The following is a 14,147-nucleotide window of genomic DNA, read 5'->3' as shown; positions in this document are numbered from 1 at the left end:
ACCGTTGCTGAAGAAAAAATACAATATATCCGTAGAGGCGGCGCTTGAAGTGATCGGCGGAAAATGGAAGTGTGTGATCCTCTGCCACCTCATGCGCGGGAAAAAACGGACAAGCGAATTGAAGCGGCTTATGCCGGACATCACCCAGAAGATGCTGACACAGCAATTGCGAGAGCTGGAAGCTGACGGCGTCATCAACCGGATCGTATACAATCAGGTGCCGCCGAAAGTGGAATACGAGCTGAGTGAATACGGGCACAGTCTGGAAAGAATTTTAAACGCGCTGTGCGACTGGGGCGCGATGCATATTGCTAAACGGTACGGCGAGGTGTCTTCCGTTTTAGAGGACAGCATTTTAAATGACAAATTTAAAGAACCGGGACAAATATAAGAAAAAAGCAGGCAGCCTGAGACGCTGATCCTGCTTTTTTTATGGAAGAAAGATCATTTTATATGCAAAAAAACCGATTGAACAACATATTGATCGGTATAAGGGTGGATTTTTATCAAGTTGTACTGGCGGATTTCTTTTAATGTGTTATACTATATATAAATAAAGGTAAATTAGAGTGGCATATTAAAAAGGGGTGACCTGAGCATGAAGGTAAAAGTAGCAATCAACGGGTTTGGAAGAATCGGAAGAATGGTGTTCAGAAAAGCAATGGAAGATGATCAAATTCAAATAACAGCCATTAATGCAAGCTATCCCCCGGAAACGCTTGCTCATTTGATAAAGTATGACACAATTCACGGCAAATACGATCAAGAAGTTGAGACCTCCGACGACAGCCTGATCGTCAACGGAAAACATATTATGCTGTTCAATCGCCGGGACCCGAGAGAGCTTCCGTGGAAAGAATGCGGAATAGACATCGTCGTAGAGGCAACGGGGAAATTTAATTCAAAAGAAAAAGCAATGAGCCATATTGAAGCAGGGGCGACAAAAGTTATTTTAACGGCTCCGGGCAAAAATGAAGACGTTACCATTGTCATGGGAGTAAATGAAGAGCAGTTCAATCCCGATGAACATGTCATTATTTCAAATGCATCCTGCACGACAAACTGTCTTGCGCCGGTCGTCAAAGTGCTTGATCAGGAATTCGGGATTGAAAGCGGCCTGATGACGACTGTTCACGCTTACACGAATGATCAAAAAAATATCGACAATCCGCATAAAGATCTGCGGAGGGCGAGAGCGTGCGGAGAATCCATCATTCCGACTTCTACAGGCGCCGCCAAAGCGCTGTCGCTCGTGCTGCCTCATTTGAAAGGAAAACTTCACGGTCTCGCTTTGCGTGTTCCCGTTCCGAATGTGTCATTAGTGGACCTTGTCTGCGATCTGAAAACAGATGTGTCGGCCGAGCAAGTGAATGCCGCTTTCCAAAGAGCCGCAAAAACGTCGATGTACGGAATTCTTGATTATTCGGATGAGCCGCTCGTTTCTTCGGATTATAATACGAATTCACACTCTGCGATCATCGACGGACTGACAACGATGGTGATGGAAGACCGAAAAGTAAAGGTACTCGCCTGGTATGACAATGAATGGGGATATTCCTGCCGGGTCGTTGATCTTATCCGTCATGTCGCCGCGCGAATGAAACACCCGTCAGCTGTGTAGACTAAAGATCATGGACATTTGTTAGAAAAAAACCCTTAACGGCATATTCGCAAAAAACACACCTTGCAAAATAAACTTAAACACAGTATACTATCTTTCGTGAACTTCTTGCTCGTGACTGCTTCGGAATTACTTAAAGGGTTAGGACCTCTCCGGACTAACTTTCCCCCGTGGTAAATGGCCGGGTCAGTTCTCGGAAATTCACTTTTTTAATTCTTGTTAAGGGGGGTCCATGATTATGGAAACAATGGGGCGTCACGTCATCTCCGAGCTGTGGGGATGCGATTTTGATAAGCTCAATGACATGGATTTTATTGAAAAAACGTTTGTAAATGCTGCTTTGAAATCAGGAGCTGAAGTGCGCGAGGTCGCATTTCACAAATTTGCACCGCAAGGCGTAAGCGGAGTCGTTATTATCTCTGAGTCACATTTAACGATTCACAGTTTTCCTGAACACGGATATGCAAGCATTGATGTTTATACTTGTGGAGACCTGGATCCTAATGTGGCTGCGGATTACATTGCGGACGCATTACATGCAGATACAAGAGAAAACATTGAAATACCGAGAGGAATGGGGCCTGTACAGATTAAACAGGCACAAGCGAAAGTACTGTAATTTTCAAAACGCAAACACAAGGGAGCTAAGCTGAAAAAGCCATTACGCGCTTTGAAGCTGATGCTCCTTTTCTAATGTAAAAAAACAGCATTGCTTTTTCTTTAAGCATTTTTTTTGTAAAATAGAAAAGATAAGGCCGGTCTATCGGCTCTCCCAACAAATAGGCTCATCCTAGAAACGTTGGCGGGCATTTACCGGAAGCTTGCGAACCGCATTACAGCAACGAAACAGATGGGAGCTGATCCAATTTGAAATGTCCTTCATGCCAGCACAACGGTTCCCGCGTACTTGATTCACGGCCTGCGGACGAAGGGAAATCAATCCGCAGAAGGCGGGAATGCGAAGCCTGCCATTACCGCTTCACTACATTTGAGAAGTTTGAAGAGATGCCTCTGATCGTCGTGAAAAAAGAAGGCGTCCGGGAAGAATTCAGCCGTGAAAAAATGCTGCGCGGGTTAATTAAAGCTTGTGAAAAAAGGCCCGTTCCTTTAAAAACATTGGAAGACATGTGCTTTGACATTGAAAAAGAGCTGAGAAACCAAGGTGTATCTGAAGTCAAAAGCGAACTTGTCGGAGAAATGGTAATGGACCGTCTGGCGAAAATCGATGAGGTGTCTTATGTCCGCTTTGCCTCCGTCTACCGGCAGTTTAAGGATATAAACGTGTTTATCGATGAATTGAAAGATTTAATAAAGAAAGAACGCTGAGAGAGCTAAGAGATTGTGTCTGGCTCTTTTCTCATGAGCAAAATTGGCATTTGATAGATCGCAGAAACGGTGTAAAATGAGAGTAGAAACATATCGGAAGGTTTGAGAATCATGGCTGACTATTGGAATGACGTATTGCCTGTAGATCCTTATACGGTCAAAAGCCGTTCGCTTCTTCAGGATGTCGACAGACAGGTTTTGACACATCTGTACCAGCCGCTGATCGGTTCTTTTGCATTCTCCCTTTATATGACCTTATGGGGGGAGCTTGAGCAAAACCGCTTGTGGGGAGCGGAATCCACGCACAGGCAGCTGATGGGCATGATGCAGTCAAATTTAAAAAAGATTCATCATGAACAGGGGAAGCTTGAAGGAATCGGACTGCTGAAAGTGTATATCCGGGAGTCCGAGCAAAAAGAGCGGATGTTTATTTATGAGCTGCTGCCCCCGCTCAGACCGAATGATTTTTTTGAAGACGGCATGCTGAATGTCTTTCTTTATAACAGAGTCGGTAAAACGAAATACCAGCAGCTGAGACAATTTTACACGCACCCTTCCGTCGGCGCGGACGCAAGGGAAATTACCCGTCCGTTTAATCACGCTTTTGCCTCTTTTCAGCCGAGTGAATGGAAAATGACGCCTGATATGGAAGAGGCGATGAAGCTCCCCGAGGACTATGAGACGGCGTCTGTCGGACAAGCGCCTTCCTATACGGTGACGGAGGAAGTATTTGATTTTGAGCTTTTCATGGCGGGACTGTCAGAAACGATGATACCGCGTAAATCAATCACGCAGGACGTGCGGGAGAGCATTAAAAAGCTTTCATATTTATACGGAATAGATCCTATCTCCATGCAGCACGTCGTCATGACCGCAATTAATGAACAGGATACGATAACGGCCGAAGCGCTGAGGAAAGCGGCCAGCGACTGGTACCAAATTGAAAGAAGCGGTAAGCTTCCGGAACTGATTGATAAAACACAGCCTGTCACCTTGAGAGAAAACCGGACGGAAAAGGACGATTCATTGAACGGCGAACTCATCGCCCAGCTTGAGACCATATCACCGAGAAAGCTTCTTCAGGACATTGCGGACGGGACCGAGCCGTCAAAAGCCGACTTGCAGATTATCGCCGATATTATGTTCGAACAAAAGCTTGAGCCCGGCGTCACCAATGTGCTGATTTATTATGTCATGCTGAAAACGGATATGAAGCTGTCCAAAAACTATATCCAAAAAATCGCCGCCCACTGGGCCAGAAAAAAAGTCAAAACGGTACGGGAAGCAATGAAGCTCGCAATAGAAGAGCACAGGCAATATCTTGATTGGGCGGACGGCAAAACAAACGGCGCGGCGCGCGGCAAAAAAACCGTCCGGGAAGAAAAGCGCCCTGATTGGATGAAAGAAGAAGAAACCGGGAAGAAACAAGAACAGCCGGCTCTTTCCGCGCAGGATCTTGAAGAACAGAAGAAAAAAATGATGGAAGAAATGAAAAAACTGAAAAAATACTCTGCCTATTGAGACAGAGAAGCGGGGTGATATTGAATGGAACCGATCAGCCGATCCTTAGAAGGCGTGACGAAAAGACCTGACTTTCAAAAACGCCTGGAACGAATGCAGCAGCAAGTCATGGCCGACGAAGACGTCCAGGCTTTTTTGAAGGAACAGAAAGATGTAATCAATCAAAGCATGATTGACAGAGGGTTAAATAAACTGTACGAATTCGTTCAGCAAAGCAAACAGTGCGCCTTCTGTTCGAAAGACAGCCGGACGAACAGCCTGCTTGAAGGCTATCATCCGAAGCTTGTGATCAACGGGCGTTCCATCGATATTGAATATTACGAATGTCCGGAAAAGAGAAAGCTCGACCGCCAGAAAAGGCAAAAGTCCCTGATGAAGAGCATGTATATCCAGCAGGATCTTCTCGGCGCGACGTTTCAGCAGATCGACATTACCGATCCGAGCAGAGTCGGCATTTTCCAGCATGTGACGGATTTTCTGAAGAGTTATAATGAAACAGGAAAAGGCAAAGGGCTGTATCTGTACGGAAAATTCGGAATCGGAAAGACATTTATTTTAGCCGCCATTGCTAACGAACTGGCGGAAAAAGAGTATTCATCAATGATCGTATATGTTCCCGAATTTGTCAGAGAGCTGAAAAACTCGCTCCAGGATCAGTCGTTGGAGGCGAAACTGAATATGGTGAAAACGACGCCCGTATTGATGCTTGATGACATCGGAGCGGAGTCAATGACAAGCTGGGTCAGAGATGAGGTCATCGGCACCGTGCTTCAGCACAGAATGAGCCAGCAGCTTCCCACTTTCTTCTCGTCTAATTTCTCACCTGACGAGCTGAAGCATCATTTTACGTATTCACAGCGGGGAGAAAAGGAAGAAGTAAAAGCGGCAAGACTGATGGAGCGGATTTTATATTTGGCTTCGCCCGTCCGTCTTGACGGGGAAAACCGCCGCCGTTCATGATGCCGGCGTCCAATGGGAAGGATTTGAGGGAATGAGGAATAAGAAGGCTGTCACTTGGGCTGCGGCTGCGGCGGGAGCGGGCCTTTTGCTGTGGGCAAACCGCAAATATCTGAATCTGTCGCCTAAGGAGATCCGGCTGTGGGTATTATCGTTCGGTGTTTTTGCGCCGCTTGTGTTTATCGGAATTTCCATCGTCAGGCCTTTTGTGCTGTTTCCCGTATCAATCGTTTCCGTCGCCGGAGGATTGGCGTTCGGCCCGTTTTTCGGCACCGTGTATACGCTGGCGGGCTCAATGGGCGCTGCCGCCGCGTCTTTTTTTGCGGCGGGGCTGTTTGCCTTTAATGAGAAAAGCCGCCATGGAAAAATGGAAGTCATTCAAAAGCAGATGAAAACCAATGGCTTCTTTTATATTTTTATCCTGCGTATTCTGCCTGTTAACTTTGATGTGATCAGCTATGCCGCGGGCCTATCGAAAGTCAGGCCGATGACGTATTTTTTGGCGACCGCAGCGGGTATCATTCCGGGGACGATCGTCCTGAATGTGCTCGGCGCGAGCTTTATGTCCGGCAATGTGCTGACCGTACTCGGCGTGATCTGTCTTTACATCGTATTTTTATCGCTTCCCGTTATATTTAAAAAGAAGGTGCGCCATTTGTTCGGCGGTGAAAGCTAACCTTTACGTCTATTTTAAAAACATCCCCCATATACTTGTAACAGATGCCGTAAGGGGGGACAAATATGCTTGAAGTGATCTTTGAAGATGACCACGATACCGCCGCTTTTTTACATCTCATTCAGCAATCGGACGACCGGAGACATTTTATTGTCCGTGAAGGCATAAAAAAAGTCGGAATCGCAAGGTCTGAAACGGCTTTTTGCGTTCAGCGCTTTATTGAGCCGATACTTGTCAGGTTTTTTTTGGAATGCAAAGAAGACGAGCATATGCTTTCGCTTATTGAGGACGCATACTGCTTCACCGATCAGGATGAACAGCAGCAAATCCTTCAGCTTGCACACAGCATTATGGAAGGAGAGCTTGATGATCATCCGTTCGAGCCGAAGAAAGAGCCGCGCACACAGTTTATTTCAGATGCGCTCCGGACGATTTCACTTGATGCGGGTGTTTTTTCCGTGCGTTCGTTTCAGACGTTCCGGCTCGGCAGGTATTATGAGCGGCTCAGAGAATACGCGGAGGCTGCGATAGATGAATATCGGATGGAACAGGAATATCAAAACTTTATCCAGTCTCTGAGAGATTATGTGACATCCAATCCGCCGCGGATGAAGAAAGTCCGCATCGTACATGACCGGGCTTTTACGCTGTGGGAGCTGCGCTATTTGTCAGAACGGGAACAGAAAAAATACATAGACAGACGGTTTGTGCGGGAGCACCCGATGTATATAGATTCCCATCTCCTTGCGCCGCTGATCTCCATTGCGCCTGAGACGGTAGAACTGTATACGGACAAACCGGAGCATATGATGTCCAGAACGATTCAAAACGTGTTTCAGGAGAGGGTGCGCCTTTTTCCGCTGGGCGCGTTTGCAGCCGAGAAGACGGAAGGATAGCCGCACGGACGGCCTTGTGTAAGCGGCAGGGCTGTCTTTGCGAAATCAGACGGAAAACCGAGTTGCATTTTTCTCGCAGACATTTTATAATACATAAAAGATTAATGATTGCTACACGTATTGATAAGGACATGAAGCATTGATACCGGCTTTATAAGAGAGGAGAGCCCAGGCTGAAAGCTTTCCAGCTATGGATCATTGTCTTTACCGCCTTTGAACTTCAGCTGTGAACGCCGGAAGAAGCGCCAGTAATAGCTGACGGGAACTCCCGTTACAGAGCTTAGAGCCGCAGGTGCCGAAGCAATCGGCCGCGCGGAAAAAAGGGTGGAACCACGATTCCGTTTATTTAACCTCGTCCCTTTCATAGGGGGCGGGGTTTTTGATTTGCATAAAAAAAGGAGTGACGAAGATGTCAGATATGATCAACATCACATTTCCGGACGGAGCGGTAAAGGAATTTCCGAAAGGAACAACAACAGAAGATATCGCGGCATCCATCAGTCCGGGATTAAAGAAAAAGTCTTTAGCCGGAAAACTGAACGGACAGGAAATTGATTTAAGAACGCCGATTCAAGAGGACGGTGCGGTAGAAATCATTACAGAAGGCACAGAAGAAGGTTTGAACATCATGCGGCACAGCACGGCGCATTTATTGGCCCAGGCGATTAAACGCATTTATAAAGATGTGAAATTCGGAGTCGGCCCCGTCATTGAAAACGGGTTCTATTATGACGTTGAAATGGAACAGGCGCTGACGCCGGATGACCTTCCGAAGATTGAAAAAGAAATGAAACGGATCATCGGTGAAAATCTGCCGATCATCCGAAAAGAAGTGAGCCGTGATGAAGCAAAAGCCATGTTTGCGGAAATCGGCGATAATCTGAAGCTTGAACTGCTGGATGCGATTCCAGAAGACGAAACGGTCTCCATTTATGAGCAGGGCGAATTTTTTGACCTGTGCCGCGGCGTGCACGTGCCGTCTACAGGCAAAATTAAAGAATTTAAGCTGCTGAGCCTTGCGGGCGCATACTGGCGCGGCGACAGCAAAAACCAAATGCTTCAGCGCATTTACGGCACGGCCTTCTTTAAAAAGGATGACTTGAAAGAGCATTTGCGCATGCTTGAAGAAGCGAAAGAGCGCGACCACCGAAAACTGGGCAAAGAATTAAAATTGTTTGCCAACTCTCAAAAAGTCGGACAAGGTCTGCCGCTCTGGCTGCCGAAAGGCGCGACCATCCGCCGCGTGATCGAGCGCTACATTGTGGATAAAGAGCTGAGCCTCGGTTATGAGCACGTCTATACGCCTGTTCTCGGAAGCAAAGACCTGTACGAAACATCGGGCCATTGGGATCATTATCAGGATACGATGTTCCCGCCGATGGAAATGGACAATGAAACACTCGTGCTCCGTCCGATGAACTGTCCTCACCATATGATGATTTACAAGCAGGACATTCACAGCTACCGCGAGCTTCCGATCCGGATTGCAGAGCTGGGAACGATGCACCGATACGAAATGTCCGGGGCGCTTTCAGGTCTTCAGCGCGTACGCGGCATGACGTTAAATGACGCGCACATTTTCGTCCGCCCTGATCAGATTAAAGAAGAATTCATCCGCACGGTCCGTTTGATTCAAGACGTATACGAAGACTTCGGCCTGAATGATTACACATTCCGCCTGTCTTACCGCGATCCTGAAGACACGGAAAAATATTTTGATGATGATGAGATGTGGAACAAAGCGCAATCCATGCTGAAGGCGGCAATGGATGAGATGGGGCACGACTATTATGAAGCGGAAGGCGAAGCGGCGTTTTACGGCCCTAAACTTGACGTGCAAGTGAAAACGGCGATCGGCAAAGAAGAGACATTGTCAACTGTACAGCTTGACTTCCTTCTTCCGGAACGCTTTGATCTCACTTACGTCGGAGAAGACGGCAAACAGCACCGTCCTGTCGTTATTCACCGCGGCGTCGTGTCAACGATGGAGCGTTTCGTTGCTTTCTTAATCGAAGAGCACAAAGGCGCCCTTCCGACATGGCTTGCGCCGGTGCAATTCCAAGTCATTCCTGTATCACCGTCCGTGCATCTTGACTATGCGAAAAAAGTGCAGGAGCGCTTGCAGCGCGAAGGCCTGCGTGTCGAGCTTGACAGCCGGGACGAAAAAATCGGCTATAAAATCCGTGAAGCGCAAATGCAAAAAATCCCGTACATGCTTGTGGTCGGTGACCAAGAAGCGGAAAACGGCGCGGTAAACGTCCGGAAATACGGCGAGCAGAAATCAGAAACCGTCTCATTGGACGATTTTGTGAAAAAGGCTGTAGCCGAAGCGAAAAAATAACCGGAAATACAAAAACCCCGTTCATTCAGAATGGGGTTTTTTTGCGTATAACATTATCTTTCTTTTTGTTTCTCTATAATCGCAAACAGCTCGTGAAGATCGCTGATCACGTAATCAGGCGCAATGTCCGTATCATTTTTCTTTTGCGTCCGGTTTACCCAGACTGTCGTAATGCCTGCCCGTTTCGCTCCCAATATATCAGTATTGAGGTTATCTCCGACCATAATGGCGTCTTCTTTTTTCAGGTTCAGGAGGCCGAGGCAATGTTCGAATATGGAGGCGTCGGGTTTCCCTTTTCCGAAAGCGCCTGAGATGACGATTTCATTAAAATAAGGCGCAAGCTCAGGAACGCCGGCGAGTTTTTCTTTCTGCAGGCTGGGATCGCCGTTTGTCAGCAGAAGCAATTCATAAACACCTTTCAGCTTATCAAGCACCGCAAACGTTTCATCATACACGTACGGACGCTGTCTGCGTTCCGCCGCGAAAAATTCCGCTAAATATTCGCCGTAAGCCGCATCGTCTATACCGACGCTTTTTAAGCCGTTCGTCCAGGCGTTTCGTCTGTATTCCGGGGCAATCCGATTCAGCTGTTTAAATCCTTCGCTGACCGGCTCGGAAAAATTCGCCCATAATCCTTCAAATGGATTAATGCCGATCATGACCGTATAAGGATAGGTTTCGTATGACATATACAATTCCCGTGCCGCTTTCCGAACCGCATCTTCAAATGTATGCGGGTCAAGGCCATATTTTTTTTCCGCTTGTAAACATGTTTCCCTGAATGTTGTTCTGACGCTTTTTTCATCCCATAACAGTGTATCGTCCAAATCAAAAAATACGGCTTTCATGATCTTCTCCTCTTTGTTATATTCTGAAACTCTCTGCCGCAAGGCTCCCGTTTATTCTACAATAGATATATAGACTGTGAAAGATTTGTTTTCAGATGATTTGAAAAAAACAGGCAGGTTTGTGTCAGATTCTGTCTCAGGCTCTAAAACGTGATAAAATAAAATTTGAAAGAACAGGTGAAAAGTATGCTGCATTTGATCATCATGATGCTGGAAAGAGTCGGAATTATCGTCATATTGGGATTTGTTCTGGCTCATACCAGATTGTTCAGACAGGCGCTCCAGCAGCCTGAGAGCTATAAAGGCAAAGCGGTGCTGATTTCAATTTTCTCGCTGTTCAGTATCATCAGCAACTATACGGGAATAGAAATTCAGCGGAATACAATCATGAATAATGACTGGGTGTTTCAAATTAATCCGTCCGGTTCAATTGCCAATACAAGAATTATGGGCGTTGAAATCGGCGGACTCTTAGGCGGCCCGTATGTGGGGATCGGCGTCGGCATACTGGCCGGCCTGCATCGTTTATCACTCGGCGGCGCGACCGCAGTCAGCTGTGCCGTCTCATCCGTTTTAGCGGGCATTTTGTCCGGCTGGATCGGACGGTATTTCAGAAAACGCTATGCGATGCCGACACCGCGGGTGGCCGCGCTTGTCGGACTCGGAATGGAATCGCTGCAAATGCTGCTCATCCTCTTGATGGCCAAGCCGTTTTCTGATGCTTGGACGCTTGTGAGCATCATCGGCATCCCGATGATATTGGTAAACGGGTCAGGGACTTTTATTTTTCTTTCGATCATTCAGTCGATTATCCGGAAGGAAGAACGGGCGAGAGCCCTTGAAACCCACAGGGTGCTGATGATTGCCGACCAGACGCTTCCGTTTTTCCGCCAGGGGCTGAATGAAAGCTCATGCAAAAGCGTCGCCGCCATCATTCACAGTCAAACAGGAACGGACGCGGTATCGCTTACGGATAACGAAAAGATTTTGGCGCACGTCGGCGCGGGTGCCGACCATCATATTCCGTCTGAAAGCCTGATCACCGGATTGTCAAAACGCGTCATTAAAACGGGTCATATTATGAAAGCGACATCAAAGGAAGAAATTGAATGCACGCACGATCCCTGTCCGCTGCATGCGGCGATCGTATTGCCGCTGACGTCAAACGGCAAAACGATCGGGACGTTGAAGATGTACTTTAAAAGCCCGTCAGGTTTAAGCCGGGTTGAAGAAGAGCTTGCAGAAGGACTCGCCATGCTGTTTTCCACTCAGCTTGAACTCGGCGAGGCGGAACTGCAGAGCAAATTGCTGAAAGACGCAGAAATAAAGGCGCTTCAGGCACAGGTCAATCCGCATTTTCTGTTTAATGCGATCAATACGATTTCTGCTCTTTGCCGTACGGATGTGGAAAAAACCCGAAAGCTTCTGCTGCAGCTCAGCGTCTATTTCCGTTCCAATCTGCAGGGGGCAAGGCAGCTGCTCATCCCGCTTTCTAAAGAACTGAACCATCTGCAGGCGTATTTATCATTGGAGCAGGCCCGTTTTCCCGGGAAATATAAAATCAGTCTTGAAATCGAACGCGGTTTGGAGGACATCGAAATTCCTCCTTTTGTGCTGCAGATTCTCGTCGAAAATGCGCTCCGCCATGCATTTTCAAGAAAGCAGGACAGCTGTGCCGTCAATGTCAGCGTGGTATCCGCCGGTCAATCGGTTTTAATGCGGGTTGGAGATAACGGGCGGGGAATTGATCCGGAATTGCTGTCCGTGCTCGGAAACCGTCCGCTGCCGTCTAAAGAAGGGACGGGAACCGCGCTTTACAATTTAAATCAGCGGCTGATCGGGCTGTTCGGCCCCAAAGCAGCTCTGCGATTGGAAAGTGAGGCCGGCAAAGGTACGGACGTATCATTTGAGCTGCCTTTGAAACTGATGACTAAAGGAGAAGAACATGCTGAAGGTGTTAATCGTTGATGATGAAATGCTGGCAAGAGATGAATTAGCTTATTTGCTGAAACGGACGAATGAAGTAAGTGACATAAACGAAGCTGAAAATATTGAATCCGCTTTTGACAGTATGATGGATCAAAAACCGGATCTGCTGTTTTTGGACGTTGATTTGTCAGGAGAAAACGGATTTGACATTGCCAAACGGCTGAAAAACATGAAAAATCCGCCGGCCGTCGTTTTTGCGACGGCGTATGACCAATTTGCTTTAAAAGCCTTTGAAGTCGACGCGCTCGATTATTTAACGAAGCCTTTTGATGAAGAAAGAGTGCGCCAGACGATCAGAAAGTTTAAAAGAGTGAAGCGGGACAGGGCAGGAGCCGTCTCAGAGCAGCCGTCCGCAGCCGGAGCGCATAAACTGGCTGTATCAGCCGGTGAATCTATTGTCATTTTAGATACGAAGGACATTATTTACGCCGGCATGGAGGACGGACACGTTTCCGTCAAAACGTTTGCCGCGTCTTATTCCGTTCATGAAACTTTGGCGGTCATTGAGAAAAAACTGCCTGATACGGGTTTCTTGAGAGTGCACCGCGCGTTCATCGTGAATACGGAGCATATTACGGAAATTCATCCGTGGTTTAATTCGACGTACAATCTTATCTTAAAAGACGGCTCTAAAATTCCCGTCAGCCGTACATACGCCAAGGACTTAAAAAAGCTGCTTCATATTATATGAGGCGGCTTTTGCATTTCAGCAGCCGTTTTTTGCATTTCAGAATGAATATTCAGCCGTTTGTTATGAAAGCGCTTCAAAAGGCGATTTCTCTTTTATAATGGACCTAACAAAGAGAAAGAGGTGAAGAAAATGAGTGCGAAAAAAGTGTACGGATTTCTGACACAAGCATTTATTTTTGCCGTAATTATGCTCATATCTAATGGGATTGCAGCGATTGTCCCCATTCCTATACCCGCTTCCGTAGTAGGTTTGGTGTTATTATTTGTCCTCTTATGCCTGAAAGTGATTAAGCTTGAACAAGTAGAAACGCTGGGAACATCATTAACGTCACTGATCGGATTTTTATTTGTCCCGTCCGGCATCTCCGTGATGAATTCACTTGGCGTCATGCAGCAGTACGGCGTGCAGATCGCACTCGTCATCTTACTCGCTACCATCATTCTGTTAGGGGCGACGGGCCTTTTTTCTCAGCTGATCTTGTCTGTCAGCCAAAAACGTCAGAAGGCAGCCCCTGAAAAACAAACGGTGCGCCGTTCCAATCAGGAAAAAGAACTTGTGCAGCATTAGGAGGGAAATCGGATGAGTCCATATTTCGGTATTGTCGTTTCACTTGCGGCCTTTGGCATCGGCACGTATTTATTTAAAAAAACGAGAGGCTTTTTCCTCTTCACCCCGCTGTTTGTCGCGATGGTGCTTGGAATCCTTTTTCTGAAGCTCGGCGGTTTTTCATATGAAGATTATAAAAGCGGGGGAGACATTATTAGATTCTTCCTGGAGCCCGCGACGATCGCTTTTGCCATCCCTTTATACAAACAGCGTGACAAACTGAAAAAATACTGGTGGCAGATCATGTCTTCTATCATTGTCGGCTCTATCTGCTCAGTTACGATTGTCTATTTGATCGCAAAAGGCATTCATCTTGACGCGGCCGTTATGAAAAGCATGCTTCCGCAGGCGGCGACAACGGCAATTGCCCTTCCGCTGTCAAAAGGAATCGGCGGCATCACCGACATCACCGCTTTCGCCGTTATTTTTAACGCCGTTATCGTCTATGCTCTGGGCGCTCTATTCTTAAAACTGTTTAAAGTAAAGCACCCGATCTCTAAAGGACTGGCTCTCGGCACATCCGGACACGCACTCGGTGTTGCGGTCGGTATTGAGATGGGGGAAGTAGAAGCGGCAATGGCAAGTATCGCGGTTGTCGTCGTGGGAGTGGTGACAGTGCTGGTCATTCCGGTATTCGTTCAGCTCATCGGAGGATAAACCCGGGTCATAGACCCG

At 47.2% G+C, this 14,147-nt stretch carries 14 protein-coding genes; 13 read left to right on the top strand and 1 reads right to left on the bottom strand.

Annotated elements, in window-relative coordinates; genetic code table 11:
- Window positions 1-4 precede the first annotated feature (4 nt).
- From NYE68_RS15115 to thrS, 9 genes are all read left to right on the top strand, one after another.
- Window positions 5-391, top strand: coding sequence for a winged helix-turn-helix transcriptional regulator (locus tag NYE68_RS15115; protein WP_003152469.1), 387 nt, complete (start codon window positions 5-7; stop codon window positions 389-391).
- Window positions 392-598: 207 nt separating this feature from the next.
- Window positions 599-1,621, top strand: a complete 1,023-nt coding sequence (locus tag NYE68_RS15110) for a glyceraldehyde-3-phosphate dehydrogenase (RefSeq protein WP_015417982.1) — start codon at window positions 599-601, stop codon at window positions 1,619-1,621.
- Window positions 1,622-1,859: 238 nt separating this feature from the next.
- Window positions 1,860-2,240, top strand: a complete 381-nt coding sequence (speD, locus tag NYE68_RS15105; protein ID WP_003152471.1) for an adenosylmethionine decarboxylase — start codon at window positions 1,860-1,862, stop codon at window positions 2,238-2,240.
- 248 nt (window positions 2,241-2,488) lie between these two features.
- Entirely contained in the window at window positions 2,489-2,947 is a 459-nt protein-coding gene (nrdR, locus tag NYE68_RS15100; RefSeq protein ID WP_003152473.1) for a transcriptional regulator NrdR, read from the top strand.
- 111 nt (window positions 2,948-3,058) lie between these two features.
- Window positions 3,059-4,468, top strand: a complete 1,410-nt coding sequence (locus tag NYE68_RS15095) for a replication initiation and membrane attachment family protein (protein ID WP_014418608.1) — start codon at window positions 3,059-3,061, stop codon at window positions 4,466-4,468.
- A 24-nt stretch (window positions 4,469-4,492) separates the two neighbouring features.
- Window positions 4,493-5,428 carry a primosomal protein DnaI gene (gene dnaI, locus NYE68_RS15090; RefSeq protein ID WP_012118157.1) on the top strand — a complete coding sequence of 312 codons (936 nt, stop codon included), beginning with the start codon at window positions 4,493-4,495 and terminating at the stop codon, window positions 5,426-5,428.
- 31 nt (window positions 5,429-5,459) lie between these two features.
- The gene (locus NYE68_RS15085) at window positions 5,460-6,101 is read left to right on the top strand and encodes a TVP38/TMEM64 family protein (protein ID WP_053573225.1); all 642 of its coding nucleotides are present in this window, start codon (window positions 5,460-5,462) and stop codon (window positions 6,099-6,101) included.
- Between the two features lie 65 nt (window positions 6,102-6,166).
- Window positions 6,167-6,997 carry a putative sporulation protein YtxC gene (ytxC, locus tag NYE68_RS15080; RefSeq protein ID WP_015240356.1) on the top strand — a complete coding sequence of 277 codons (831 nt, stop codon included), beginning with the start codon at window positions 6,167-6,169 and terminating at the stop codon, window positions 6,995-6,997.
- A gap of 409 nt (window positions 6,998-7,406) precedes the next feature.
- Complete coding sequence (thrS, locus tag NYE68_RS15075; RefSeq protein ID WP_015417978.1) at window positions 7,407-9,338, top strand: threonine--tRNA ligase; 1,932 nt, start codon at window positions 7,407-7,409, stop codon at window positions 9,336-9,338.
- Between the two features lie 53 nt (window positions 9,339-9,391).
- Here the strand turns inward: thrS and NYE68_RS15070 are convergent, their stop codons facing one another.
- Window positions 9,392-10,186, bottom strand: a complete 795-nt coding sequence (locus NYE68_RS15070) for an HAD family hydrolase (RefSeq protein ID WP_015240354.1) — start codon at window positions 10,184-10,186, stop codon at window positions 9,392-9,394.
- 186 nt (window positions 10,187-10,372) lie between these two features.
- On the opposite strand from NYE68_RS15070, the gene NYE68_RS15065 reads away from it, so the two are divergent.
- The 4 genes from NYE68_RS15065 (at window position 10,373) to lrgB (ending at window position 14,129) form a co-directional block, all read left to right on the top strand.
- Window positions 10,373-12,154 (top strand): sensor histidine kinase, encoded by a 1,782-nt coding sequence (locus NYE68_RS15065; protein ID WP_015417977.1) that lies wholly within the window; start codon window positions 10,373-10,375, stop codon window positions 12,152-12,154.
- Entirely contained in the window at window positions 12,132-12,866 is a 735-nt protein-coding gene (locus NYE68_RS15060; protein WP_015417976.1) for a LytTR family DNA-binding domain-containing protein, read from the top strand. Before NYE68_RS15065 ends, NYE68_RS15060 begins: the two co-directional genes overlap by 23 nt.
- Window positions 12,867-12,995: 129 nt before the next feature.
- Window positions 12,996-13,433: an antiholin-like murein hydrolase modulator LrgA gene (gene lrgA / locus NYE68_RS15055; RefSeq protein WP_007408092.1), complete on the top strand. Its 438-nt coding sequence runs from the start codon at window positions 12,996-12,998 to the stop codon at window positions 13,431-13,433.
- Window positions 13,434-13,445: 12 nt separating this feature from the next.
- Complete coding sequence (gene lrgB, locus NYE68_RS15050; RefSeq protein ID WP_053573131.1) at window positions 13,446-14,129, top strand: antiholin-like protein LrgB; 684 nt, start codon at window positions 13,446-13,448, stop codon at window positions 14,127-14,129.
- Window positions 14,130-14,147 lie beyond the last annotated feature (18 nt).

This window comes from Bacillus sp. FSL R5-0447 (assembly GCF_038606125.1).
GTDB classification, from domain to species: Bacteria; Bacillota; Bacilli; order Bacillales; family Bacillaceae; genus Bacillus; species Bacillus velezensis.
This window is presented reverse-complemented; position numbering and strand designations above follow the sequence as displayed.

Coding starts and splice junctions, on each gene's coding strand:
- NYE68_RS15110 (WP_015417982.1), top strand. CDS start 599: ATGAAGGTAAAAGTAGCAATCAACGGGTTTGGAAGAATCGGAAGAATG.
- speD (WP_003152471.1), top strand. CDS start 1,860: ATGGAAACAATGGGGCGTCACGTCATCTCCGAGCTGTGGGGATGCGAT.
- NYE68_RS15095 (WP_014418608.1), top strand. CDS start 3,059: ATGGCTGACTATTGGAATGACGTATTGCCTGTAGATCCTTATACGGTC.
- dnaI (WP_012118157.1), top strand. CDS start 4,493: ATGGAACCGATCAGCCGATCCTTAGAAGGCGTGACGAAAAGACCTGAC.
- NYE68_RS15085 (WP_053573225.1), top strand. CDS start 5,460: ATGAGGAATAAGAAGGCTGTCACTTGGGCTGCGGCTGCGGCGGGAGCG.
- ytxC (WP_015240356.1), top strand. CDS start 6,167: ATGCTTGAAGTGATCTTTGAAGATGACCACGATACCGCCGCTTTTTTA.
- thrS (WP_015417978.1), top strand. CDS start 7,407: ATGTCAGATATGATCAACATCACATTTCCGGACGGAGCGGTAAAGGAA.
- NYE68_RS15070 (WP_015240354.1), bottom strand. CDS start 10,186: ATGAAAGCCGTATTTTTTGATTTGGACGATACACTGTTATGGGATGAA.
- NYE68_RS15065 (WP_015417977.1), top strand. CDS start 10,373: ATGCTGCATTTGATCATCATGATGCTGGAAAGAGTCGGAATTATCGTC.
- NYE68_RS15060 (WP_015417976.1), top strand. CDS start 12,132: ATGCTGAAGGTGTTAATCGTTGATGATGAAATGCTGGCAAGAGATGAA.
- lrgA (WP_007408092.1), top strand. CDS start 12,996: ATGAGTGCGAAAAAAGTGTACGGATTTCTGACACAAGCATTTATTTTT.
- lrgB (WP_053573131.1), top strand. CDS start 13,446: ATGAGTCCATATTTCGGTATTGTCGTTTCACTTGCGGCCTTTGGCATC.